Raw genomic sequence first — 21,122 nt, 5'->3', positions numbered from 1 at the left:
TGGATAAGGAGTCAATAATGCGTAAAGGCAACGCGCTTGTCGTAGGCGCGACAGGAATCACTGGCGGTAACCTGGCAAGCTATCTTAATGCTAGCGGCTGGACTGTTTATGGTTTATCACGCCGCTCCACTACCCAGACCGGTGTTATCCCTGTTGCCGTTGATCTGCTGGATCGCGAAGCGACCGAGAAAGCTCTGACCGATTTACCCATCACGCACGTGTTCTACTGCACCTGGATCAAGCGCGATAGCGAAAAGGCCAATGTCGAGGCCAACGGCGCGATGATGCAGAACCTGTTGGATGCCTTGCAGGGCGCGAAAATCAAGCATGTCTCGCTGGTAACCGGCACCAAGCAGTACCTGGGCTCTTTTGAGAGCTACGGAAGCGGCAAGACCGAAACGCCATTTCGCGAATCCGCGCCGCGCGTACCGGGTGATAACTTCTACTACGCCCTTGAAGACACCCTGTTCGCCGCCGCCGAGCGTGACGGCTTCAGCTGGAACGTGCACCGCCCGCATACCGTGATCGGCTATGCCTTGGGTAACGCCATGAACATGGGCGTGACGCTGGCGGTTTACGCGTCTATCTGCAAAGCAACCGGCAAGCCGTTTACCTTTCCAGGCTCGCAGACTCAGTGGAATTCACTGACCGACCTGACCGATGCGTTGGTGCTGGCGCGCCAGTTGGAGTGGGCGGCCACTACCCCGGGGGCGCACAACGAAGCGTTCAACACCGTTAACGGTGACGTTTTCCGCTGGCGCCGGATGTGGCGTGAAATAGGCGAGTTCTTCGAACTGGAGGTGACCGATTGCTCGGAAACGCCGCTGCCGCTGGAAACACAAATGGCCGATAGCGCGCCAATCTGGGCTGACATTGCTGAAAAGCATGACCTTGTTGAAGCCGATGTGACCAGGCTAGCTTCCTGGTGGCACTCCGATGCCGACCTTGGTCGTGAGCTTGAGTGCGTTAACGATGTGACCAAGTCACGCGATTTCGGCTTTGACCACTTCCGCGAAACCCGCGGCGCGTTCTTTGATCTGTTCACCCGCTTACGCGCAGAACGCATTATTCCTTGAGTCATACCGCTTTCAGAAAAATCGCCACCGGGGTGCCTAATGGCACCCCATTTTGCGTTCCTGAGCGCCTTCTTGGATGTAATGGCTCAAGTGCGGTGACAAAAAAATGAGTTAACCGGATCTTGGTTAAAAGAGTGGAAAAGCTATTAATGATTCTAATGTATAGCAGTAAGCATTGCTTTGGTTTGTTGTTAAGGGATGAGCTTAAAAGATATTTGTCGTATTTTTTTAAAACAGTAAAGCGCACTAAATCCGGGCCTTGTTATGCTCTTAAAAAGCCTAACAACCCTGTTTCTTTTTTACTTTTACGCGTTACTATTAACACTGTTCGCGTCGATGTTTTTAAATGCTCGAAGATCAAAGAGGGCGGTCCGCGAGTTAACGCATGCGGATAGTTATACTGAAAAAACGCACCGGTCTGGAGCGTTAGAAATGCGCCGCCCAGCGCAACGAAGGCTTCGTGGGCAAGGGCGGGTAATGCAATAGAGAGCGACGGGCTGTGTTGCCACAGCTCACAGTAGCCACACTGGTTGTGCCAGTCTGACAACGTGCTGGAAAGCGCGCGGGCAGTAGCCGTATCGGGTGGGGGGGAGTGTGCTACAGGGTGCTCGGCGTGTTCATCCGTAGGGTGGTGATGCTCAGCATCCGCATTGTGGTGATGGCTGCTGCTGTGGTTGTGGAGCTGGCTGTGAGCATGGTGGCCATGGTCGTGATGACTGGCCTGGAACTGAGAAATGAGCGGCCCCGCAAATAACAGGCACATGGCTACCCACGCCATCGCTAATGTAACGCGATAGTAGGGTAAGCGTGCTGAGCGAGACAGTGGCATCAAATTCAGCCCTCACGGGGTTAACAAGAAGCGTGATTGTACCAGCCCGGTACTGTGTAACCATAAAATTATCCGTTAACGGTAGATTCCTTAAATCGCTAAGCCTTATGCGTCCTATGGTCGCTCTCTTTATATGAATGATTTAAGAAGATGTTTGTAGCGTTTTAATCGTTAGCTTTTTAAAGATTAATAATCCTTTGCATATACGTCATGTCGATAAAGCACGTTGTTTAATATCTCTTGGGAAATGATAAGCATGTCCTCAAAAAAAACCGATCCAACGCTGCCCCGGCGAAATGGAAAAATTCTCTTTGCGCTATTAATGCGAATGCACTTTTATGTGGGGCTTTTGGTAGGTCCCTTTATTCTGGTGGCCGCCTTAAGTGGTATTGTCTACGTTTTAACACCTTCGGTGGAATCGTGGCTTTACCGTGATGCCTTAACAGTAAGTACCCAAGATGCACCGCAGCCGCTGGCACGGCAAATTGAAACGGCGCAGTGGGTGGTAGGCCAGGACACGCTACCCGCCGCGGTTCGCCCCGCACCGGATGCGCACAGTACCACGCGTGTTATGTTTGCTGACCCAGCGCTTGGACCCTCCGAGCATCGGGCTATTTTTATAGACCCGGCAACGCTTGACGTAAAAGGCGACATGACGGTGTACGGCACCAGCGGCATATTGCCGTTTCGCACGGCGCTTGATCAGTTTCACCGTGGTTTGCTGTTAGGTGATATAGGGCGTTTGTACAGCGAACTAGCGGCGTCATGGTTATGGATCATTGCGCTGCTGGGCCTGGTGCTTTGGTTAGCGCGACGTAAAACGCTTAAAAGCCCAAGCCCGCGTATGGCGGCACGGCGCTTGCACGCAACCGTAGGTGTTTTTGCGCTCGTCGGGCTGCTGTTTTTTTCAGCCACGGGGCTTACCTGGTCGCAATGGGCCGGTGGCAATATTGGCGAATTAAGACAGGCGTGGGGCTGGGGTACGCCGAGTGTATCGACCGTGCTTCCCGCGCTAGGGGATGCAGTGAGCCATGATTCCCATGCCCATCACGACATGCATGCCGACCATGGTGTGAGCAGCGCCCCCGAAGCCGGAGATTTTGTAAGCCCGGAAGGGTTCGACCAAGCGCTTGCGGCAGCCAGGGGCGCAGGACTATTGGCAGGTAGAATTCAGCTAGAACCGCCTGCCAGCGAAGGCCGAGCGTGGCGTGTGACTGAAATTGACCGCCGCTGGCCTACTCAGGTAGACCAAGTCGCACTGAACCCAAGCGATATGCGTATTCTTGAGCAAACGGATTTTTCAACGTTTCCCTTGGCGGCAAAGCTAACGCGCTGGGGTATTGATTTACATATGGGCGTACTGTTTGGCCTGCTTAACCAGCTGGTGCTGGCGCTATTTGCAGCGGCCCTGGTGTTTCTTATTGTGTGGGGTTATCGGATGTGGTGGCAGCGCGTTAAAAACACCACGGTGAATAAGGCACAAACCATGACCGCGCTGTTTATCATGCTGGGCTTGCCCGCTCAGTTGGGCCTGCTCGCCATCCTAACGCTTTTAGGGTTCGCCTTACCGGTATTGGGCGGCAGCTTGATCATTATTGCGATTATTGATGCGCTGCGCTGGGCGGCTTCCAGAAAGCCCCGAAGCGTGTAAAAACGCTGATAATAAGCACAATAGAAAAGGCCTCAGGTAGGTTGAACCTGACCCCATTTGTTGGACGGTTGGTTCTCTCAGCCTGCGGCCATGGCCTGAATCCTGTATTTTACGGGGCTCAGGCCTTTTGGTTATAGACTGATATGTTCGTAGTTGTAGTAGTGGATATACTGGTCGAGCCCTGCTGATAGCCTGTATCATTGATGAAGGGCTGCGACCAAAAGAGGTGGCTCAAGTCTTGGGTGTCAGTGTGAGGACGGTTTACAAGTGGCTATATCGCTTCCGCGAGGACACGGGCGCCCCACTCGAAGCCCCTTCGCGGCACACTCCGTGATCGTAGAACAGGTTGTCACGCGTCGTCAGCAGCTGCAGACCTATCGCCAGATTGCCCAAGCGCGGGGAATTGGCCAGAGCACGGTGGCGCGCCTTCTCAAGCGAGAGGGACTGAATCGTCTGGCGGTTCGGTCGCTTCCAGCGCCTGTGCCAGCGTCTGAGGCTGAACCCCGTCGGACCCAGCGTACAGCCCTCGCACCGGCGGTAAAGCGCATCGGTTCATAAAAACCGCACTGCGCGAGTGAGCGTATGCGCGCGTTTAAGAGAGTTTGGAGCAGCGAGGCCAGCATCCCGACCTAGCTGCACCAGTACAATTGGCAACGTACACATGTCAGTTTGGACTATCACCCTCCAGTCAGCCGACGGAGGCTTCCCGCGAACAACTTGGCGGGTTTACACATCTACGCCCCCCGCTGGTTCAGCGTAGCCCGTTCACGTTTAAGTACACTGAATATAGTGACGTCGTTCCGCAGATAAACAGGCGGTTCAGCTTTGCTCCGCCGAAACAGACGTTGGCTACGATCTCAGGAATGTGGATCTTTCCGATCAGGCGCCCGTCCGGTGCAAGGCAATGCACGCCGTCGGCAGCTGAGCTCCAGATTCGGCCTCCGGTATCCAGCCGGAAGCCGTCAAACACACCCGAGCTACACTCCGCGAAGACCTCGTCCGCCCCCAGCGTGCCGTCGGGCGCAACGGCGAACCTGCGGATATGCGCCGGCCCGCCCGGCGTATGGGTCACGCCGGTATCGGAAACGAAAAGAGTTCGCTCATCAGCCGAGAATGCAAGTCCATTGGGCTTGACCAGATCCGTCGCCATCGCCTCAACGAGGCCGCTCTCGGGATCAGCTCGAAAGAGATGGCAAGCGCCGATCTCGCTTTTGGCGCGATTGCCTTCATAGTCCATCATGATCCCGTAGCTGGGATCCGAGAACCAGACTGATCCGTCGGACTTCACCACCACGTCGTTGGGTGAGTTTAGGCGCTTGCCCTCCCAATCCGAGGCGATCACCTGTACGGTACCGTCGTGTTCAGTGCGGGTGACACGACGAGACAGGTGCTCGCAACTGACCAGTCGGCCCTGTCCGTCTACCGTGTTGCCGTTGGTATTGTTCGACGGCTGACGAAAAACCGAAACCGAGCCGTCAGTTTCGTCCCAGCGCATCAGACGGTTTTCCGGGATGTCCGACCAAACAAGATAGCGTCCAGCCGGGAACCACGCCGGCCCCTCGGACCAACGTGCGCCGGACCAGAGGCGCTCGACCCTAGCATGGCCGATAATGCACGCGCCGAACTCGTCATCCAGAATCTCGTACCCAGTTCCTTCGATCACTCCGAACATGTCTCATCTCCTTTTTTCCAACGTTCCGGTACGTCGCCCGGGCGTGTCATGGCAAAACCCTGCTTTCTTATGCGGTTTCCTGGGTGCGCGGGATCCGGGCCCCAGATGGCCTGATAAGTATCGTAGGCACGCCCTCGTCGCTGCAGCACTACAGCGGCAAGGGTCAGCAGCATCCACCAGCTGACAATGACGATCCACATCCAGCGCGGCGCATTAGAGGACCACAGGCCCAGGGCAATGCACACCACGGCGGCGAGCAGTAGGCCATATCCTACGATCTTGTGCAGAGCCTCGAACAGCAGCCGGTGCCGGGTCATGTCATAATGATCGCCACGCGGCGTACCGTCGGGGGCTCGGGCTGTCGGGCCGCCCTTGCTGCCGCGCAGGACACCAGACAGGATCTGCGCAACGCAGCCGCACAGGACAAGCCAGCCGAACACACTGTGCCAATACGCATCGTGCAGCCCACGTGGCGCCCACAGGACAAGCCCCAGCGCCAGCAGGGAAAGCACCCCCGCCGCGATTTGCATGCCTCGGTGCAGCTGCCACCAGACGGGGCTGTCGAGCTTGCGTGGCCAATCCTGCCCTGGAAGGATCTTGAAATACCGCGCTACCAGCACTGCAGACGGAGCAAGAAAGCCCCAGGAGAGCGTCATAAGCCGTGCATGCCAGGACAGCATCGGGCCGACCTCGTGGGCCCGCGAGGGGTCTACAACCTGCAGTATCCACGCGATCAGGCTGTCCATTGTGTCGCCTCCGCGTATGGTGCGTTATTATGGGTCACCAGTCGCTCCTTTCGATGTAGACATCCTTAACAATGGGCGCCTCGCAGTCCGGGGCCACGCCTTTGGGCGCGGGCTTGCCCGCGCACTCGGTGAAGGCGCGAACCTTGCAGGTGCGGCAAATCTCTGGATCGACCTGCGCCACCGTCGCTGCGATGGCGTGCCCCTTCGAGGGGTGCAGGTTATCGAATCCCAGTTGGCGGCCCAAATACATGGCTTTCAGCGCCCGGACGATGGTGAAATGTGCCGCGACGATATGAAAGTCTCCCCCTGCTGCGCGGGTATTATGGATCTCCTGTGCTAGAAGGTCGGCGCCCGCGAGGTCCATCCGGCCCATCCCCTTGAGGGATAGAATCCGAAACTTGCGGCCCGGAAACTGCTTTTCAGTTCGTCGGAACTCGCGCTCGACATGTTCGATGGAAGCGAAGAACAGTGGCCCCTCGAGTCTAAGAAAATTGATTTGTGGGCACGATTGCAGGCCGTAATACAGGGCGCCGCGCATCGACTTCTGGCCCTTGTAGATGGCTGGCGTCATTACTGCGAGGTGCGGGTGCGCGCTGCGCCTAAGGAAAATCACTAGTGACACGACAACCCCGACGACGATCCCGATATCCAATTTGGTCAGGATACTCGAGAAAAAAGTGAGCGACAGGATCAGCGTCTCGCTAGAGGCATTTCGCATGATGTGGCGGATCTCGCCCAGATCCACCAGCCGCCACGCAACGTAAATGATGATACCAGCCATCGCCGGAACCGGGATGCGGTTCATCAGCGGCGCGATCACTAACAACAGCGCCATCAGAAAGCCTGACGAGAAGATCGCGGACAGCGGAGTAAGAGCGCCCGAATCCGCATTGAGCGCCGAACGGGTGAACGACCCCGACGCCGCGAAGGACTGGAAAAGCCCGCCGATCGAGTTGGCCAGCCCCTGTCCCACGATTTCCTGGTTGGCATCGTAGCGCTCGTGTCGACGCATGGCGAACGAGCGACCGATGCTGATCGCCGACATGAGCCCGACAAAGGCCACTGTCGCGGCCCCTGGAATCACTTCCGAGATCTGCAGTGTATTGAATGCCGGAGGATCGAAACGCGGAACGACCGAGGACAGCGTCGAGAACATCTCGATTCCGGCCTCGCGCGCCTCGAAGACAGCTCCGGCGAGCCCCCCGATGACCAGCGCGACGAAATAAGCTGGAATGCGTTTGCTGATTATCTGCGCCAGCACGAGCGATGTGATCGTTACGGCCGAAATCGCCAGCGCCAGCGGTTTGAACTGGCCGATGTTTGCGGCAAGGCTTTGCAATTGGAGGATGATGCCGCCGCTCGAGGTCTCGACCCCGAGGGCGCTGCCTAGTTGCGAGACGCCGATCATCAGCGCCGCCGCAGTGGTAAATCCCACCATAACCGATGGGGATATGAAAGCGATCAGTGCGCCAAGCCGAAGGCCACCTGCGAGCAGTTGAAAGAGTCCCGCTGCGATTGTCAGGATTAGAGCCAGCGAAACGTATTCGGCGGTTCCCGGTTCTGCCAGAGGCGACAGCGAGGCGAAGACGACCGCCGAAATTGCCACGGTCGGTCCGGAGACCATGACCATGGACGCCCCCCAGATCCCAGCAATGACCGGGGCGATCATCGCCGTGAACAGACCGTATTCCGGCGGCAGCCCCGCGATAACCGCGAAAGCTACCCCCTGCGGTAGAACGATGGCCGCGTTGGTAAACCCGGCCAAGGCATCCGACCGAGCCGTTCCTGCCGTCACCTGGCTCATCCAAGGTCGGACAGGTGAAATCGTTCGCACGATGCTCTGGTAGGTATTGCGCATGTATCTGCCTCTGGAGACGGGATCCGCGCGCCGTTCGGGACGGCGCACGGACAGGGTGCAGGACCGGGCTTAGACTTGCAGCTCGGGGTGAAGTAGCAGGGTCTCAGGGACATTCTGGTACGACACCGGGCGCAGCCAGCGCATGATGGCAAGAGTGCCTACCGAGGTCGCGCGCACGTCAGTGCTGGCAGGATAGGGCCCCCCGTGCATCATTGCTGACGATACCTCCACCCCAGTTGGGAAGCCGTTACACAAGATGCGACCTGCCTTCTCCTCAAGGATAGGCAGCAGGCGTGCGGCCAGCGCATGGTCGTCGTCGTCAAGTTGCAGAGTGACGGTCAGTTGACCGTCGAGCGCCTCTGCCAGTGTCTCGAACTCATCCACGTCAGCGCAGGAAATCACGATCCCAGACGGGCCGAATACTTCTTCGTGCAGTTCCGGCTTTGCCAGCCAGGTCGCAGTGTCGGTGACGAAGACGGACGGCCCGGCCATACGTGGTGTGCCGGACGTATCGTAGCCGCCGATTTTGTCGATTGCATCGGCTAGCTTGCCGACGCCCGAGACGAACGCAGTGTGGATGCCATCGGTCAGCATCTTCTGTTCGGGCACCTCGCTCAGCGCTGTGGCCGCTGCCGCGCAGAAGGCATCAAGCTCGGGTCCGCGCAGGGCGATGACGATGCCGGGATTGGTGCAAAACTGACCTGCCCCCATGGTCAAGGATTCGGCCCAGGTGCGGCCCAGTTCATCCGCCCTTGTCGCCATGGCTCCGGGCAGAAGGAACACGGGATTGACTGATCCTAGCTCACCGTAGAACGGGATCGGCTGCGGGCGCATATGGCACAGATCATATAGGGCGCGCCCACCAGCCAGCGAACCTGTGAACCCGACGGCCCGAATTTCCGGGTGTCGAACTAGCGCCTGTCCGACTACCCGACCTGAGCCCTGTAAAATCTGGAAGGTGCCGGTTGGCATACCGGTCCGTTCAGCCGCACGCTGCACCGCTTGGCCCACGATCTCGGCAACACCAGCATGTGCTTGGTGGCCCTTGACTATAACCGGGCAGCCTGCGGCGAGCGCCGAGGCTGTGTCACCGCCAGCCGTCGAGAAGGCCAATGGGAAGTTCGAGGCACCGAAAACCACGACCGGGCCGATCGGCCGGTGGGTGAGCCGCAGGTCCGGGCGAGGCAACGGCTGGCGTTCCGGCAACGCCTCGTCGTGTCGAACGTTGAGAAAAGCGTCTTCTTCGATCAAATCTGCGAACATGCGCAACTGGCCCATGGTCCGGCCCCGCTCGCCTTCAAATCGGCCAACCGGGAGGCCAGTCTCCTGTGGGCCGATCTCATTGATCGTATCAGCTTGCGCGTCGATCTCTTCGGCGATGGCGCGTAGAAATTTGGCACGCTTGGTGCGCTGAAGCGCGGCATACTCGCGAAATGCGCTCCTGGCGGCCCGGCAGGCCTCGTCTACTTGCGCCTCTGTGGCCTGTGCGAACGCGATACCATCAGGGTCCGCGCTCGGCACCATCTGGTTGGATCCGGCCCATTGTCCGGCGATGAGATTCTTGCCCGTTAGCATGGTTATTTCCCCCAGCGCAGGACCAGTGGGTCCAGCGGTTTCAGCAGATCGATCAACCGCGACCGGATGGCCGGGTGCAGCGGTTCGATCGGGTGACGGCAGAATTCCGAAGCGATGACGCCCCCCTCCACCATCGCAGCCTTACACGAGCGCCAGCCACCTTGCCGATTCTCGTGATTGATAGCCATGGCGACGCGGCTATAGGCTTCGGTCGCCCCGGCAAGGTCGCCACTACGGTGCAACTCGAGAACTGGCTTGATACAGTCGACGATCATGCCCGAGGTCATGGTCCCGGTCGCCCCGGCATCAAGGTCGGCGAGCAGGGTAATCCCTTCTTCGCCATCGAACGGGCCCTCGATGGCGTCGCCACCTTCGGCGATCAGTAGGCGCAACTTGTTGGCGGCTTGAGGACATTCGATCTTGAACAGCTTCACCATCTCGATCTCTCGCGCCATGCGCACCAACAGTGACACCGGCAGGTCAACCCCGGACAACGGTGCGTCCTGCACCATGATTGGGATGCCTACTTCGCCGACCGCACGGAACTGTTCAAAGGTTTGCGTCGGCGTGCCCTTCAGAGTCGCCCCATGATAGGGCGGCATCATCATCACGCTGTGCGCGCCCAGCGCCTTGGCCAGACTTGCCCGCTCGACCGCGATACGCGTGGCATAATGGCTTATGGTCGCGATGACGGGCACCCGGCCCGCCACATGTTCAATGCTGAGCCGCATCAGCACTTCCCGCTCGTTATCCGAGAGCAGAAACTGCTCGGAGTAGTTGGCCAGGATGCAAATGCCGTCCGCACCCTGGTCGATAAGGCAGTCCAGCGCGCGCTTCATACCCTCAAGGTCGAGCGTGCCGTCATCGTTGAACGGCGTGGGCGCGACGGGCCAGATTCCAGAATAGATAATCATTCTTGTATCTCGAAATGTTTGAGATGTTTGTCGGTGATCGAAATACCCAGACCGGGCAGGTTGTCGTCAAGTTGAAGGAACCCGTCCACTGCCACGGGATCACCCTCAAAGATGTAGTAGAACAGCTCGTTGCCGACCTCGACGTCGCTGACCGGGAAGTACTCGCTGATCGAGCAGTTCACGTTTGCCATTGTCAAATGATAGTTGTGCATCTGACCTGCATGCGGGATCACCGGTATCTGCGCAGCCTCTGCGATGGCGTTGATCTTCTGGGCCGCAGTGATGCCGCCCACGCGGTTGGTGTCGTACTGCAACACAGAGACAGCTTTACGGTTGATCAGCTCTGCACAGCCGATGACGCTGAACTCGTGCTCACCGCCTGAGATCGGCACGATGTTCATCGCGTTCAGCTCGGCGTAGCCCGCCACGTCATCGGCGATCACCGGCTCTTCCAGCCAGCGCGGCTCGTACTTTTCGAGTTTGGGCAACATCCGCTTGGCGTAGTCGACGTTCCAGCCCATGTAGCATTCCAGCATGAGATCGTTGTCGTAGCCGATCACCTCGCGCACCGCCTCGACCCGCTTGAGGTTCTCGCGCATGCCGGGCATACCGTCCTTCGGACCGTAGCCGAAGCGCGACTTGAATCCGGTGTAACCGCCTTTCATTGCCTCTTCCGCCTCACGCTGCATGTCCTCGATCGGACCTGCGTAAAGCTTGGAATAGTAGACCGGAATCTTCTCCTTCGTGCGTCCGCCCAGAAGCTTGAACACCGGCTTACCGGTCAGCTTGCCCATCAGATCCCAGATCGCGATGTCGATGGCTGAGATCGCGGTCATGCCAATGCCCTTGCGTCCCCAAGCGTGGCTGCGGCGGTACATCTTTTCCCATAGATAGGCGTAGTCGAAGGGATCCTCGCCAATCACCAACGGTGCATACCAGTCGTCGATGGCCTTTTTGACCACCGTCGGCGCCAGTGCGGCGTTGCCGATGCCGATTGTCCCGTCCTCGCATTCGACCTCGCAGGTCAACCACTGGTGAAAACGGAAGGACGCCATTGTGTCACCCTTTGTCCATAGGGCATCCGAGGCGTTGGTGCAGAAGTTCCCCGAGGGTGGAACAGTTGGTCCAGTCCAGTTCCAGATCCGGGTACGAACAGATTTGATTTTGGTCATCGTCTATTTTTCCTGTTTAGATCGCGCTGTAGGCGGCTCGGTGGGTCTGGGCCATGCGGACCAGCAGTTGGAAGGCCTGCAATGTCGCTCCGACATTTGCCCTCCCTTTGCCGGCGATATCGAAGGCAGTGCCATGGGCGGGTGTCACCACCGGGATCGGCAAGCCGCCGGCTACCGTGACGCCGCGCTCGAAGCCCATCAGCTTGATCGCGATCTGGCCTTGGTCGTGGTACATCGTCACCACCGCGTCGAACTCGCCCCGCATAGCCTTGAGAAACACCGTGTCTGAGGGCCACGGGCCGCTCACATCGCGCTGTCGTTCTTGGTTGCGGCGCACAAGCGGTTCAAGAATTGCGATCTCCTCGCGTCCGAACTTGCCGTTGTCGCCCGCGTGCGGGTTGAGCGCCGCGACGGCGATGCGGGGCCGCTCATTGCCAGCCCGGCGTAGCGTGTCTTCAGCTAGATTTACGGCCTCCTGTACCGCCTCCGGCGTGATCGCCTCGGCGACCTCGCGCAGGCCGATATGGCTGGTCACGCGGGTTGTCATTAGATCGTCCAGGACGTTGATCTCACCATGGTAGCCGCTGAACCCGAGGTAGCGGGCCATGTAGCGATGCTCGTCCTCGGCGTTCAACCCTGCCGAGGTCATCGCGGCCTTGTTAAACGGCCCGAAAAGGACACCGTCGACCTGTCCCGCGATCGCAAGGTCAAGCGCGCGGTCCAGACAGCGCAGGCTGCTGCGGCCGCCGGCAACGGTGACCTTGGCAAGGCGAACCTCGTCTTCGCCGATGGTGTCCATCGACAGCCACGACACGCCCTGCACACCCTCCTCACTCAATGGAACGGGGCAGCCGGACTGCGCCGCGCCCTGTTCCCAAAGGTGGCGGTCGCCCACCAGCATAATGTTGGCAGCGTCGCGGACCCCCTCTTCGCTCAGAAGGCGGGCGATCAGCTCCGGCCCAATGCCGGAGGGGTCACCTGGCACGATGGCAATGCGGGGTTTATCAGTCATCTTTCGTCTCCCAATGTTCGGAAAATCCGTCGGGCAGGATGTGCATGACATCGGGCTCCTGCCCTGTCGCGAAGACCTGCACGACCTCGAAGGTGTCCAGTGACACGCGCTGTACCTGTTCGCAGTCGATGGCGACGTAAGCAAAGTCCTCGCTCTGGTCGATGCACAGAGCCAGGGGGTTCGCGGGCGTCTTCTGCTCGTGCAGCATCTCTCCGGTCGCTTCGTCGAAGACCGAAAAGCTGCCGCCCAAGTGGTTCATCGTGATCAGCCTGTTGCGCTTGCCGTCGTAGTAGATCCGACAGGGATCGTCCGGCGTCGGAAAACTGCGCAGGATCTCGAGTGTGGCGGTATCGATCACCGCGACGGTATTGGAGAGGCGCTGCGTAGTGTAGAGGAGGCCCGCCTCCTCCCGGAGGCAGCGTCCCTCGGGCTTCTTGCCGGTACGGATGGCAACCGGTATCACTGCCGGATCGTAGGGGTCGAACACTGTCACATCGCCCGAGACAAGGTTCATCGAATAGGCCGTTCGCCCATCGCGGGTCAGCGCGAAGAGGTGCGGCTTCTCACCGCCTACTGGCGTGACGTGGTCCCAGCATTGGTCGAAAGCACGAGGGTTCTCCTTCACCAACAGATGCCCTGTCCACTCCGACAGTACGTAAAGGCATCCCTGCGCATCCATCGCCATGCCGTGTGGCCGGGCATGCTCGCCAAGATCATAGACATGCGCCACTTTCTGACGGTGGATATCCACGACCACGACCGAGCGGCCCTCTGTTCCATCAATGCCAGAGTTCTGCACCCCGTACTGTCCGACATAGGCATAGCGGTTCTCGGCATCGACGACGAATTCATGGGGGAATTCGGGAAGATCGAGCCGACCCTGAAGGGTGCCGGTCGCGACGTCGTACCAGCTCATGCAATGGCTGCATTTCTCAACGATCATCATCGATTGCGACATTGTCTGTCTCCTTGGTTTATAGGGCAGACCGGCGTCACTCGGTCCCGCCAGAGCAGTTGCGCCGTCCGTGTTGGGCAAGATGAAGCGCCCGACGGATCAGCGGCCAAAGTAGAAGAAGCACCGCTAGGGCCAATAGCGTCGCGCTGATAGGTTTTTGCAGGAACACTGTGTAATCGCCCCGCGAAAGTAGCAGGGCGCGGCGGAAGTTCTCTTCCATCATCGGGCCTAGGACGATCCCCAACAGCATGGGTGCTGGCGACAGGCGGGCCAACGACATGCCGTAACCGATCACCGAGAAAACGAAGACCACCAGCAGGTCGAAAGCATTGTTGGAAACGCTGTAGACGCCCACGCAGATCAGCATCAGGACACCCGGGTAGAGATATTTGTAGGGTATCGCGAGGATTTTTACCCAAAGCCCGATCATCGGGATATTCATCACCAGCAGCATCAGGTTGCCAATCCAGAAGCTGGCCAGCAGCCCCCAGAAGATATCGGGGTGATCGGTGATAAGTTGCGGACCGGGGCTGACCCCGTGGATCAGCAGGGCGCCCAACATCAGCGCCATGACCGCGTCGCCCGGGATTCCAAGGGCCAGAGTGGGAATGAATCCGCTTTGTGCGGCGGCGTTGTTGGCGGTTTCAGGGGCGGAGACCCCCTCGATCGCGCCTTTCCCGAAGCGGCTGGGGTCTCTAGCAACGCGAGCTTCGAGCCCATAGGCGACGAAGGCGGAAATCGTCGCTCCCGCGCCGGGCAGGATACCCAAGAATGTCCCGATCGGTGCGGCCCGCATCATTGGCTTCACGGTCAGACGCATATCCTCACGGCTTGGCATCAGCTCGCGCATCGTCAGCTTGGCTTTGGTAGCTCGCTCTTCGGTTTTTCGGCTGAGGTTGTTGATTACCTCGGCAGTGCCGAATAAGCCCATGGCCACGGCAACCAGGTTCAGCCCATCTCCCAGATCAAGGATGCCGAAAGTGAAGCGGAACGCGCCTGACGTTACATCAGTCCCGACAAGACCCAGTATTAGGCCCAGCACAACCATCGCCAGCCCCTTGAGCTGCGAACCCTGAGAGAGTGCTGAGGCAGCAATCAGTCCGAAGACCATAATGGCAAAGTACTCGGCCGAGCCGAATTTCATCGCGAAGGCGGCAATTGGCGGCGTGAAAGCAGCGAGGCACACGATTGCAAAGCAGCTGCCAGCGAACGACGAGATGGTAGTAATGAAGATGGCAGGCCCCGCCTTGCCCTGAAGCGACATCGGGTAGCCGTCCAGCGCGGTCACGGCGCTCGATGGAGTGCCCGGCGTGTTCAGTAAGATCGAGGCAATGGAATTGCCATACTGTGCGCCGTAATAGATCCCGGCAAGCATGATCACGGCTTGCCCTGGCTCGAGGTAGAAGGTTACCGGCATCAGCATTGAGATGGCGGCCATCGCGCCAATACCCGGTAACACGCCTATCAGCATGCCTACAGACACACCGACGAAGCAGTAGAACAACGTTTGCAGCGACAGTACTTCGCCGAAACCGAGGGCTAGGTTGGAAAGCACTTCCATCAGACCACCCCCGCGATCAGTTCAAAGGGAATGCCAAGCAGACTTTTGAATACCACGTAGACCGCAAGCAAGAGCCCCACGTAGAGGCCGAGCAGACTTTTCCAAGTGTGGGAGGGGTCAGCCAGCCCGGAGATCAGCACAAGCGCTGCAGTTGCAGCCACAAGGCCGGCACTTTCAATCAGCAAGGCAAAGGCTAGGATCGAGACCAGCACAAGCACCATCGGGCGCCAGACCATCGGGACCACACTTTTTTCTCCGTCTTCGTCCACGAGCGCTATGACCAGCCCGAGGATCAAGAACAGCACTCCGAGCGCTAGCGGAAGCGCCCCTGGTCCCAGCCTGACGGGGCTACCTATGCCGTAGTTCATGGATTCCCAGATGACATAGGCACCGGTGAGCATGATCACGCAAGCGGTGATCCGGTTGCGATGACTCAGAGAAGGTTCGCGCGTTTCTGTTTTTTTATGCTGCATGTTTCCTCCTCCCCAGGAGTAAGCGTGTGTTCAGATTACGCTAGCGGACTCGCCGGGCGGTGGCGTGTGCGTTACGCCACCCTGCGCCACGATGGCGTCGATTCCGCCGAGCTCGTTTAACCTGCGGCGCTGATCCTCTTTCGCAGCGGCATCCACGGCCTCCGGATCGGCAAGCTCACGCAGTTCGGCCTCGAGTTGCGACAGTACCCCGGCATGCGCTGAATCAGCCGCAAGGTCACAGGTCTCTTCGGGATCCGCCACCAGGTCGAAAAGCTGCGCACCGTGATGGGTATAGTGGATGTACTTGTATCGACCCTTGCGCAGCATCATCAGGCCGGTCGGCGCGCAGGACGCATGGTACTCGCAGAACACTGCACGCTCTGGATCGTAGGGCGCGGATGCGATTTGAAGCAGCGACTTCCCTGGCAAATTGTGCTCCTCTTTGGTGAGTGGCTCACCAACCGTATCAAGCACGGTCGGGTAGACATCAATCAGGGAGACGGGCGTCTCGCAGACGGTCCCGCCCGACAGGCCTTCTCCTACGAGGATCATCGGTACGTTGGCGGATTCCTCGAACATCGTCGATTTCCCCCACAGCCCCCGCGCGCCCATGTGGTCGCCGTGATCCGACAGGAACAGCACCATCGTATCCTCGGCTTGACCGCTGCTCTCCAGCGCAGCTATCACCCGGCCCACGTTCTCGTCTGCGAAGGAACACAGAGCGAAATAGTGCAGCAGGGCCTTGCGACGATGGTCGTCATTGTCGAAGTAGCTGTCGAAGTTATAGCCGTACTTGAACAGCTTCCACCATTCCGCCAAGGGACCATCGGCGTTTAGTGCCTTGTCATACAGCTCGATATCGAACTGGTCGTAGAGATCTATGTAGCGCTGAGGCACGGTCAGTGGAAAATGCGGCGCGATGAACGAGGTGAAGGTCACCCAAGGCTTGCCATTTGCGGGGGATTTCAAACCGGCGAACCAGCCCTCAGTCATATCGGTAATCTTTTCGTCATAACGTGTGTACTGACTGTCACCCACCAACACCTCGCGCGCCACCGAAGCACTTTGCGGACGGGCTGGAGGATTCTCACGTTCGAGACCGAAGATGTCGCCGCCGCCATAAACATGCATCGGGTAGATTTGCTCGTCGATGCCCGTGGGACAGGATTCATCCTCGTAATGAAGCTTACCGATGGTCGTATGGCGGTGACCTGTGGCTTGGAGCCGATGCCCCCATCCGGGAATTTTACCGTCGTAGGCAAAGACATTGTCCCAGTAGCGCGTATCGTGCGGGTATCGCCCCGTCGCCATCGAGGCACGCGCAGGAATACAGATTGGCGACGTCGCATAGGCATTGGTGAAGCGCACGCCACGCTCGGCAAGGCGGTCGATATGAGGAGTCTGGACGGTCGGATGCCCATAGCATCCGACCGCTTTGGCAGCCATCTGGTCGACCATAACGATCAGTAGGTTCTTCGGTTTCATGAGCACCTTTCATTCAGTTTTCGGATGTCGTAGTTCATTGCTCGAGCGTGATGCCGTTGTCCTTGATCACCCTCGCCCAGCGGGCGAACTCGCTTTCGCCGAAGGATTTCTGCTCGTCCGGTGTGTTGGGATGGGGCATGGCACCGACGTTGAGGAACTGCTCGGCCGTTTCCTCGCGTTCAAGCACCTCGTTCAGCGCCGAAGAGAGAGTCTCGATGACCTCGTCCGGAGTGCCATCGGGAGCATAGATTGCGTGCCAGTTGTCTACCGTGTAGTCGTCGTAGCCGAGCTCGATGAAGGTCGGCACATCGGGCACTGCGGGCGACCGTTCCTGAGATGAGACACCAAGCGCCGTTAACGCACCGGCCGTCACCTGCGGCAGAGCTGGCGGCATACCTGCGTAGAACATCTCGACTTCGTTCGAGATCACCGCCTGTGTCGCCGCGCCGCCCCCCTTGTAAGGAATCATCATCATTTCGATGTCGTTCATTCGGGCGAACTCTTCAGTCGACAGGTGCTGCAGTGTGCCGACGCCTGGGGTCGAATAGAAAATGTCGCTTTCCTTGGCGCGCTCGATGAAGCCGGGCATGTCGGACACACCCAGGTCGTTGTTCACAACCATCATAAGCGGCACCTCGGCAACCATTCCGACGGGGATAAAATCGTCTGTAAAGCTGTAGTTCAAGTTGGTCTGCAGACTGGGCGAGATAGAGTGAACTGCCGTCATCATCATCAATGTGTAGCCATCGGCATCGGCCTTGGCCGCCGCACTGGCGCCGATATTGCCAGCTGCTCCGGGACGGTTCTCGACCACGACGGGCTGGCCGAGGATCTGGCTCATTCCGTCCGCCACGATGCGCGTAATCGTGTCCGGGGCTGATCCCGGGCCGGACCCGACTATGACGGTGACAGGCTTGTCCGGAAAGCCTTGCGCATAGCTCGAAGCGGGTAGGGCCAGGGATATGGTCGCCAATCCAAGCACCTTCACGGCGAATCTGCAGGTAGTCATTGTTTTGCTCCTATTTGTTATTAGTTAACTTCTTTCTGGTATGCACTTTCAATTTTAGGCATACCAGAGACCGCATTGCAATACCGACGGCAACTTGAGATAATTTTTGTATACGAGAAGAGGGGTGGCAATATGACAGTGGACAGCGTTATGACTGAGAAAGACCCCGTCGAGGGGGGACATGTCGAGAAAGGGGATAGGCTAGCAAACGTGCTACGACGGCGACTGGCGGACGATATCCTCTCGGGACTGTACGCCCCTGGCATGCGCCTTGAGGAGCGGGCACTCGCTGAACATTTTGGAGTATCGCGGACACCTGTCCGAGAAGCCCTGCAGCAACTCGTGCTCACCGGGCTGGCGGTAAGCAAACCCCGTTCGGGAACTGTTGTGAAAGGCGCTGAGCCAGCTCGCGTCGCCTCTTTGTGCGAGGCGATGGTGCTGCTTGAATCCCTATGCGCCCGGCTCGCGGCAACGCGCATCTCAGCCGTCGAGATTGCCCGCCTGAAAAAGATCTATGCTGCCTGTGAAAGCTTTCACGAACAAGACGATGCCGATGGCTACGCTGGCGAGAACCGCAAGTTCCACAGCGCGATCATCGACGCGACGCACAACAAAGACTTGGCCGAGGCGGTGGAGTTCTGCCGCCTACGCATCGCCCCGTTCCAGAGGCTGCCGTTCCGCTCAGCCGCCCGACGCGCAGACTCCCAAGCCGAACATCTGGAGGTCATTGCAGCCTTGGAACTGGGCGACCCAGAGGCAGCGGCAAAGAGTATGTCTGATCATCTTTCTGCGGCTTCGCTGGCCATCGACGAATACATACCCATCCTGCCCTGACACCCTTTGAGCCGCCTCGTCAGAGGCGCCTGCGTTTAACCAGCGGCCTCGGCCGCAACGCGGAACCCACTGCTTGAGGTTGAACTGTCCAAGTCGTTCTGAGAGCGCGAATGCACTTGATAGCGTTCGCAGTAGCTTGCATGGCACAAATAGGATCCGCCGCTGAACTGCACCTCCCAATAGTTGGACGGTTCATTCAGTCGGCACTCAAGGCCTGAGTCCTGTACTGCACAGGGCTCAGGCCTTTTAGTTTCAGCCTGATGCGTTCGTGGTTGTAGTAATGGGTGTACTGGTCGATCCCTTGCTGCAGCTACTCAATAGTGTCGAACCAATTCAAATGGAAGTATTCAGCCTTCAGGGTGCCGAAAAAGCTCTCCATCGCAGTATTGTCCATTTCCGTGACATGCTGTGGAGTATCCGCTTCTCCACCACCAGGCAGCGATAGCGAGGGTGGCGATAATGCCAGCCCTGGACGCCCTTCTAAGTGTCAAGTGGCGATTTGCGTCTGATTGACCTCCCGATGACGGCTGCGCAGCACATAATAGAGCTCCCGGGCAATATAGCGTTTCAGGCATCGGATAGCTTCCAGTTTGGAGTGGCCCTCTCCCACCCGCCGGGCAATGTATGCCTGAGTATCGGCATCCAGACGTAGCCGCCCGATGGCGATGATATGCAGCGCACTATTGGCGGCGCGATCGCCACCCCGGTTGAGCCGGTGCCGCTGACGAGGCAGGAATAGGACTAACGCCACATAGCGCCGCAAAGCTGGCTTCTGAGCCAAGGCGATCCGGATTGTCGCCTGCCGTGATCAGTAGCTGTGCGGCCGTCTCGTAGCCTACTGCCGTTCGCGACACCAACTTTGGTGCCAGCTCATCGACGATAGCCTTGATCATGACGTCCAAATTGGCAATCTCGTCGTGCAGTTCCAGGTAGCGGCGCGCGAGGGATTTCAGGGCGATGCGGTAAGCCATCGTGACATCCCGGTACCCGTTCAAATCGGGTCGCCATGCCGCCAGTGTCCGAAGCAACTGCATTCGCGTCATGTTCCTCAACAGATCGCGCAGTTCCTCTGGCGCCGAGACCACTTGAGTCTGGATCATCTGGAGGGCCGCACGGCGAGCCGCGACCGCAGTTTTTCGGCAAACCTTCAGGACACGCAAGGACTCGATCATCCCGTCACGTGTCTTCGGGGTGACAGTGCGAATATCCGCATGAGCGGCATTCTCTGCATCGATTGCGTCATCCTTGCCGCGCTTGCGCCGTACGGTCTTATCGGGTGTCGTGACTTCCAGGATAGTGATGCCTGCGCGCTGTAAGTAGCGCAGCAGGCCAGCTCCATAGGTGCCGGTGCATTCGATCCCCACCCGGCTGAGCTCGCCGAAGGAGCGCATCTAGGTCAGCATAGTCTTGTAGCCATGCCGGGTGGTAGGAAAGCTGGCGGTGCCAAGCACACGGTCATGGGCATCCACGACGGCGGCCACATGCAGCTCTTTGTGGGTATCAACACCGCCGATAATGACGGAGCGATCACTGGGTTGCTGACTCATGGTGGATCTCCAAGCTATTGATTCAGGATGGCTTCACCGAGTTCGATAGCCTGGACACGACAGTAATGAGACAGGCTGTCAGGCCCTTCTTGAATCACATGCTTCGACGAGGCGAAACCTCGCCACTAGTGCTCCCGGGTCACCGACAGGTCCAGGGAAAGACACACTACCGGGGTCGATCGGAGTGTGGGTCAGGAGACCCGGGAGCCCTCACGGCACCAGGTCTTCAGAATAGATCGATTACTATAAGTGCCGGATCACCCAGAAACACCTGGCACCTTGTAGTCTTACTATCCGAATGGAGCAGCGGCCGATCCCCCGGGGTCAGCCTGCCAAATGCTTTCTTCAACACACCCTTCATCAGATCGAACACCGGGCGAGGCCCAGTCTGGAAGGCAGAGATCTCCCTTTATACAGATCCATGACTGGTTACAGGTTGACCTGGAATTCGGTGATGTCCGCCACCCACCGCTGATGGGGACGCTGGGCCTGAAATCGATGCTGCAACGTATGCGGGGCGGCGTAGCCTTCCGCGCTTCGGTAGGCACGATACCGCTTAGGGCGAACCAGGGACTTCAAGCCTGACTGTTGTATCAACCACTGCACGGTCTTGTGGTTGATCGTCTCACCTGCCTGCCGAAGGGCGGCGGTAGCCATAGCGGCCCTTGTGGGATTTTAGATTGCCTGGATAGACGCTTTCAGGGACACGCACCGGTCACCAGCACCCAGAACCTTGATCTGATAGTGGAACGT

General features: G+C 58.6%; 19 protein-coding genes and 2 pseudogenes. 5 read left to right on the top strand and 16 right to left on the bottom strand.

Annotated elements, in window-relative coordinates; translation table 11 throughout:
* The first annotated feature begins 17 nt into the window (after positions 1-17).
* Positions 18-1,076 (top strand): SDR family oxidoreductase, encoded by a 1,059-nt coding sequence (locus tag ACT3T7_RS04405; RefSeq protein WP_444630201.1) that lies wholly within the window; start codon positions 18-20, stop codon positions 1,074-1,076.
* 262 nt (positions 1,077-1,338) lie between these two features.
* Here the strand turns inward: ACT3T7_RS04405 and ACT3T7_RS04400 are convergent, their stop codons facing one another.
* Entirely contained in the window at positions 1,339-1,905 is a 567-nt protein-coding gene (locus ACT3T7_RS04400) for a DUF2946 domain-containing protein (RefSeq protein ID WP_444630200.1), read from the bottom strand.
* 256 nt (positions 1,906-2,161) lie between these two features.
* Here ACT3T7_RS04400 and ACT3T7_RS04395 point away from each other — a divergent pair, with 256 nt between their 5' ends.
* From ACT3T7_RS04395 to ACT3T7_RS04385, 3 genes are all read left to right on the top strand, one after another.
* On the top strand, positions 2,162-3,556 hold the full coding sequence (locus tag ACT3T7_RS04395; RefSeq protein WP_444630199.1) for a PepSY-associated TM helix domain-containing protein: 1,395 nt from the start codon (positions 2,162-2,164) through the stop codon (positions 3,554-3,556).
* Between the two features lie 181 nt (positions 3,557-3,737).
* The gene (locus ACT3T7_RS04390; RefSeq protein ID WP_444630243.1) at positions 3,738-3,890 is read left to right on the top strand and encodes a helix-turn-helix domain-containing protein; all 153 of its coding nucleotides are present in this window, start codon (positions 3,738-3,740) and stop codon (positions 3,888-3,890) included.
* Positions 3,887-4,114: a hypothetical protein gene (locus tag ACT3T7_RS04385; RefSeq protein WP_444630198.1), complete on the top strand. Its 228-nt coding sequence runs from the start codon at positions 3,887-3,889 to the stop codon at positions 4,112-4,114. Before ACT3T7_RS04390 ends, ACT3T7_RS04385 begins: the two co-directional genes overlap by 4 nt.
* 193 nt (positions 4,115-4,307) lie before the next feature.
* On the opposite strand, the gene ACT3T7_RS04380 is transcribed toward ACT3T7_RS04385, so the two are convergent.
* From ACT3T7_RS04380 to ACT3T7_RS04325, 12 genes are all read right to left on the bottom strand, one after another.
* Entirely contained in the window at positions 4,308-5,228 is a 921-nt protein-coding gene (locus ACT3T7_RS04380) for an SMP-30/gluconolactonase/LRE family protein (protein WP_444630197.1), read from the bottom strand.
* Positions 5,216-5,974, bottom strand: coding sequence for a cytochrome b561 domain-containing protein (locus ACT3T7_RS04375; protein WP_444630196.1), 759 nt, complete (start codon positions 5,972-5,974; stop codon positions 5,216-5,218). Before ACT3T7_RS04375 ends, ACT3T7_RS04380 begins: the two co-directional genes overlap by 13 nt.
* 34 nt (positions 5,975-6,008) lie before the next feature.
* Complete coding sequence (locus ACT3T7_RS04370; protein ID WP_444630195.1) at positions 6,009-7,832, bottom strand: SulP family inorganic anion transporter; 1,824 nt, start codon at positions 7,830-7,832, stop codon at positions 6,009-6,011.
* Positions 7,833-7,901: 69 nt separating this feature from the next.
* Positions 7,902-9,407, bottom strand: a complete 1,506-nt coding sequence (locus ACT3T7_RS04365) for an aldehyde dehydrogenase (NADP(+)) (RefSeq protein ID WP_444630194.1) — start codon at positions 9,405-9,407, stop codon at positions 7,902-7,904.
* 2 nt (positions 9,408-9,409) lie between these two features.
* Entirely contained in the window at positions 9,410-10,321 is a 912-nt protein-coding gene (locus ACT3T7_RS04360; protein WP_444630193.1) for a dihydrodipicolinate synthase family protein, read from the bottom strand.
* The gene (locus ACT3T7_RS04355; RefSeq protein ID WP_444630192.1) at positions 10,318-11,376 is read right to left on the bottom strand and encodes an L-rhamnonate dehydratase; all 1,059 of its coding nucleotides are present in this window, start codon (positions 11,374-11,376) and stop codon (positions 10,318-10,320) included. The genes ACT3T7_RS04360 and ACT3T7_RS04355 overlap by 4 nt, the downstream gene beginning before the upstream one ends.
* A gap of 133 nt (positions 11,377-11,509) precedes the next feature.
* Positions 11,510-12,505, bottom strand: a complete 996-nt coding sequence (locus ACT3T7_RS04350; protein ID WP_444630191.1) for a 4-hydroxythreonine-4-phosphate dehydrogenase PdxA — start codon at positions 12,503-12,505, stop codon at positions 11,510-11,512.
* Positions 12,498-13,463: a YncE family protein gene (locus ACT3T7_RS04345; protein ID WP_444630190.1), complete on the bottom strand. Its 966-nt coding sequence runs from the start codon at positions 13,461-13,463 to the stop codon at positions 12,498-12,500. Before ACT3T7_RS04345 ends, ACT3T7_RS04350 begins: the two co-directional genes overlap by 8 nt.
* Positions 13,464-13,497: 34 nt before the next feature.
* Positions 13,498-15,021: a tripartite tricarboxylate transporter permease gene (locus ACT3T7_RS04340; RefSeq protein ID WP_444630189.1), complete on the bottom strand. Its 1,524-nt coding sequence runs from the start codon at positions 15,019-15,021 to the stop codon at positions 13,498-13,500.
* Positions 15,021-15,494, bottom strand: a complete 474-nt coding sequence (locus tag ACT3T7_RS04335) for a tripartite tricarboxylate transporter TctB family protein (RefSeq protein ID WP_444630188.1) — start codon at positions 15,492-15,494, stop codon at positions 15,021-15,023. The genes ACT3T7_RS04340 and ACT3T7_RS04335 overlap by 1 nt, the downstream gene beginning before the upstream one ends.
* 30 nt (positions 15,495-15,524) lie before the next feature.
* Positions 15,525-16,979: a sulfatase-like hydrolase/transferase gene (locus tag ACT3T7_RS04330; protein WP_444630187.1), complete on the bottom strand. Its 1,455-nt coding sequence runs from the start codon at positions 16,977-16,979 to the stop codon at positions 15,525-15,527.
* Positions 16,980-17,013: 34 nt separating this feature from the next.
* A complete protein-coding gene (locus tag ACT3T7_RS04325) occupies positions 17,014-17,988 on the bottom strand; it encodes a Bug family tripartite tricarboxylate transporter substrate binding protein (protein WP_444630186.1) in 975 nt (324 codons plus the stop codon).
* Between the two features lie 132 nt (positions 17,989-18,120).
* Here ACT3T7_RS04325 and ACT3T7_RS04320 point away from each other — a divergent pair, with 132 nt between their 5' ends.
* On the top strand, positions 18,121-18,822 hold the full coding sequence (locus ACT3T7_RS04320; RefSeq protein ID WP_444630185.1) for a GntR family transcriptional regulator: 702 nt from the start codon (positions 18,121-18,123) through the stop codon (positions 18,820-18,822).
* Positions 18,823-19,018: 196 nt separating this feature from the next.
* Here ACT3T7_RS04320 and ACT3T7_RS04315 read toward each other — a convergent pair.
* The 3 genes and pseudogenes from ACT3T7_RS04315 to ACT3T7_RS04305 all read right to left on the bottom strand — a co-directional run.
* Positions 19,019-19,293: pseudogene (locus ACT3T7_RS04315) on the bottom strand (IS3 family transposase); the annotation flags it as partial.
* Positions 19,294-19,309: 16 nt separating this feature from the next.
* Positions 19,310-20,369, bottom strand: a pseudogene (locus ACT3T7_RS04310) (IS110 family transposase).
* 429 nt (positions 20,370-20,798) lie between these two features.
* On the bottom strand, positions 20,799-21,026 hold the full coding sequence (locus tag ACT3T7_RS04305) for a hypothetical protein (protein WP_444630184.1): 228 nt from the start codon (positions 21,024-21,026) through the stop codon (positions 20,799-20,801).
* Positions 21,027-21,122: the final 96 nt, after the last annotated feature.

This window comes from Halomonas sp. 111 (assembly GCF_052379685.1).
Classification (GTDB): Bacteria; Pseudomonadota; Gammaproteobacteria; order Pseudomonadales; family Halomonadaceae; genus Vreelandella; species Vreelandella citrativorans.
The sequence above is the reverse complement of the archived record's forward strand: the minus strand, read 5'-3'. Positions and strand labels throughout refer to the sequence as shown.

What these genes read in the sequence shown, in the direction of transcription:
- ACT3T7_RS04405 (WP_444630201.1), top strand. Translation starts at nt 18, where the DNA reads ATGCGTAAAGGCAACGCGCTTGTCGTAGGCGCGACAGGAATCACTGGC.
- ACT3T7_RS04400 (WP_444630200.1), bottom strand. Translation starts at nt 1,905, where the DNA reads ATGCCACTGTCTCGCTCAGCACGCTTACCCTACTATCGCGTTACATTA.
- ACT3T7_RS04395 (WP_444630199.1), top strand. Translation starts at nt 2,162, where the DNA reads ATGTCCTCAAAAAAAACCGATCCAACGCTGCCCCGGCGAAATGGAAAA.
- ACT3T7_RS04380 (WP_444630197.1), bottom strand. Translation starts at nt 5,228, where the DNA reads ATGTTCGGAGTGATCGAAGGAACTGGGTACGAGATTCTGGATGACGAG.
- ACT3T7_RS04375 (WP_444630196.1), bottom strand. Translation starts at nt 5,974, where the DNA reads ATGGACAGCCTGATCGCGTGGATACTGCAGGTTGTAGACCCCTCGCGG.
- ACT3T7_RS04370 (WP_444630195.1), bottom strand. Translation starts at nt 7,832, where the DNA reads ATGCGCAATACCTACCAGAGCATCGTGCGAACGATTTCACCTGTCCGA.
- ACT3T7_RS04365 (WP_444630194.1), bottom strand. Translation starts at nt 9,407, where the DNA reads ATGCTAACGGGCAAGAATCTCATCGCCGGACAATGGGCCGGATCCAAC.
- ACT3T7_RS04360 (WP_444630193.1), bottom strand. Translation starts at nt 10,321, where the DNA reads ATGATTATCTATTCTGGAATCTGGCCCGTCGCGCCCACGCCGTTCAAC.
- ACT3T7_RS04355 (WP_444630192.1), bottom strand. Translation starts at nt 11,376, where the DNA reads ATGGCGTCCTTCCGTTTTCACCAGTGGTTGACCTGCGAGGTCGAATGC.
- ACT3T7_RS04350 (WP_444630191.1), bottom strand. Translation starts at nt 12,505, where the DNA reads ATGACTGATAAACCCCGCATTGCCATCGTGCCAGGTGACCCCTCCGGC.
- ACT3T7_RS04345 (WP_444630190.1), bottom strand. Translation starts at nt 13,463, where the DNA reads ATGTCGCAATCGATGATGATCGTTGAGAAATGCAGCCATTGCATGAGC.
- ACT3T7_RS04340 (WP_444630189.1), bottom strand. Translation starts at nt 15,021, where the DNA reads ATGGAAGTGCTTTCCAACCTAGCCCTCGGTTTCGGCGAAGTACTGTCG.
- ACT3T7_RS04335 (WP_444630188.1), bottom strand. Translation starts at nt 15,494, where the DNA reads ATGCAGCATAAAAAAACAGAAACGCGCGAACCTTCTCTGAGTCATCGC.
- ACT3T7_RS04330 (WP_444630187.1), bottom strand. Translation starts at nt 16,979, where the DNA reads ATGAAACCGAAGAACCTACTGATCGTTATGGTCGACCAGATGGCTGCC.
- ACT3T7_RS04325 (WP_444630186.1), bottom strand. Translation starts at nt 17,988, where the DNA reads ATGACTACCTGCAGATTCGCCGTGAAGGTGCTTGGATTGGCGACCATA.
- ACT3T7_RS04320 (WP_444630185.1), top strand. Translation starts at nt 18,121, where the DNA reads ATGACAGTGGACAGCGTTATGACTGAGAAAGACCCCGTCGAGGGGGGA.
- ACT3T7_RS04305 (WP_444630184.1), bottom strand. Translation starts at nt 21,026, where the DNA reads ATGGCTACCGCCGCCCTTCGGCAGGCAGGTGAGACGATCAACCACAAG.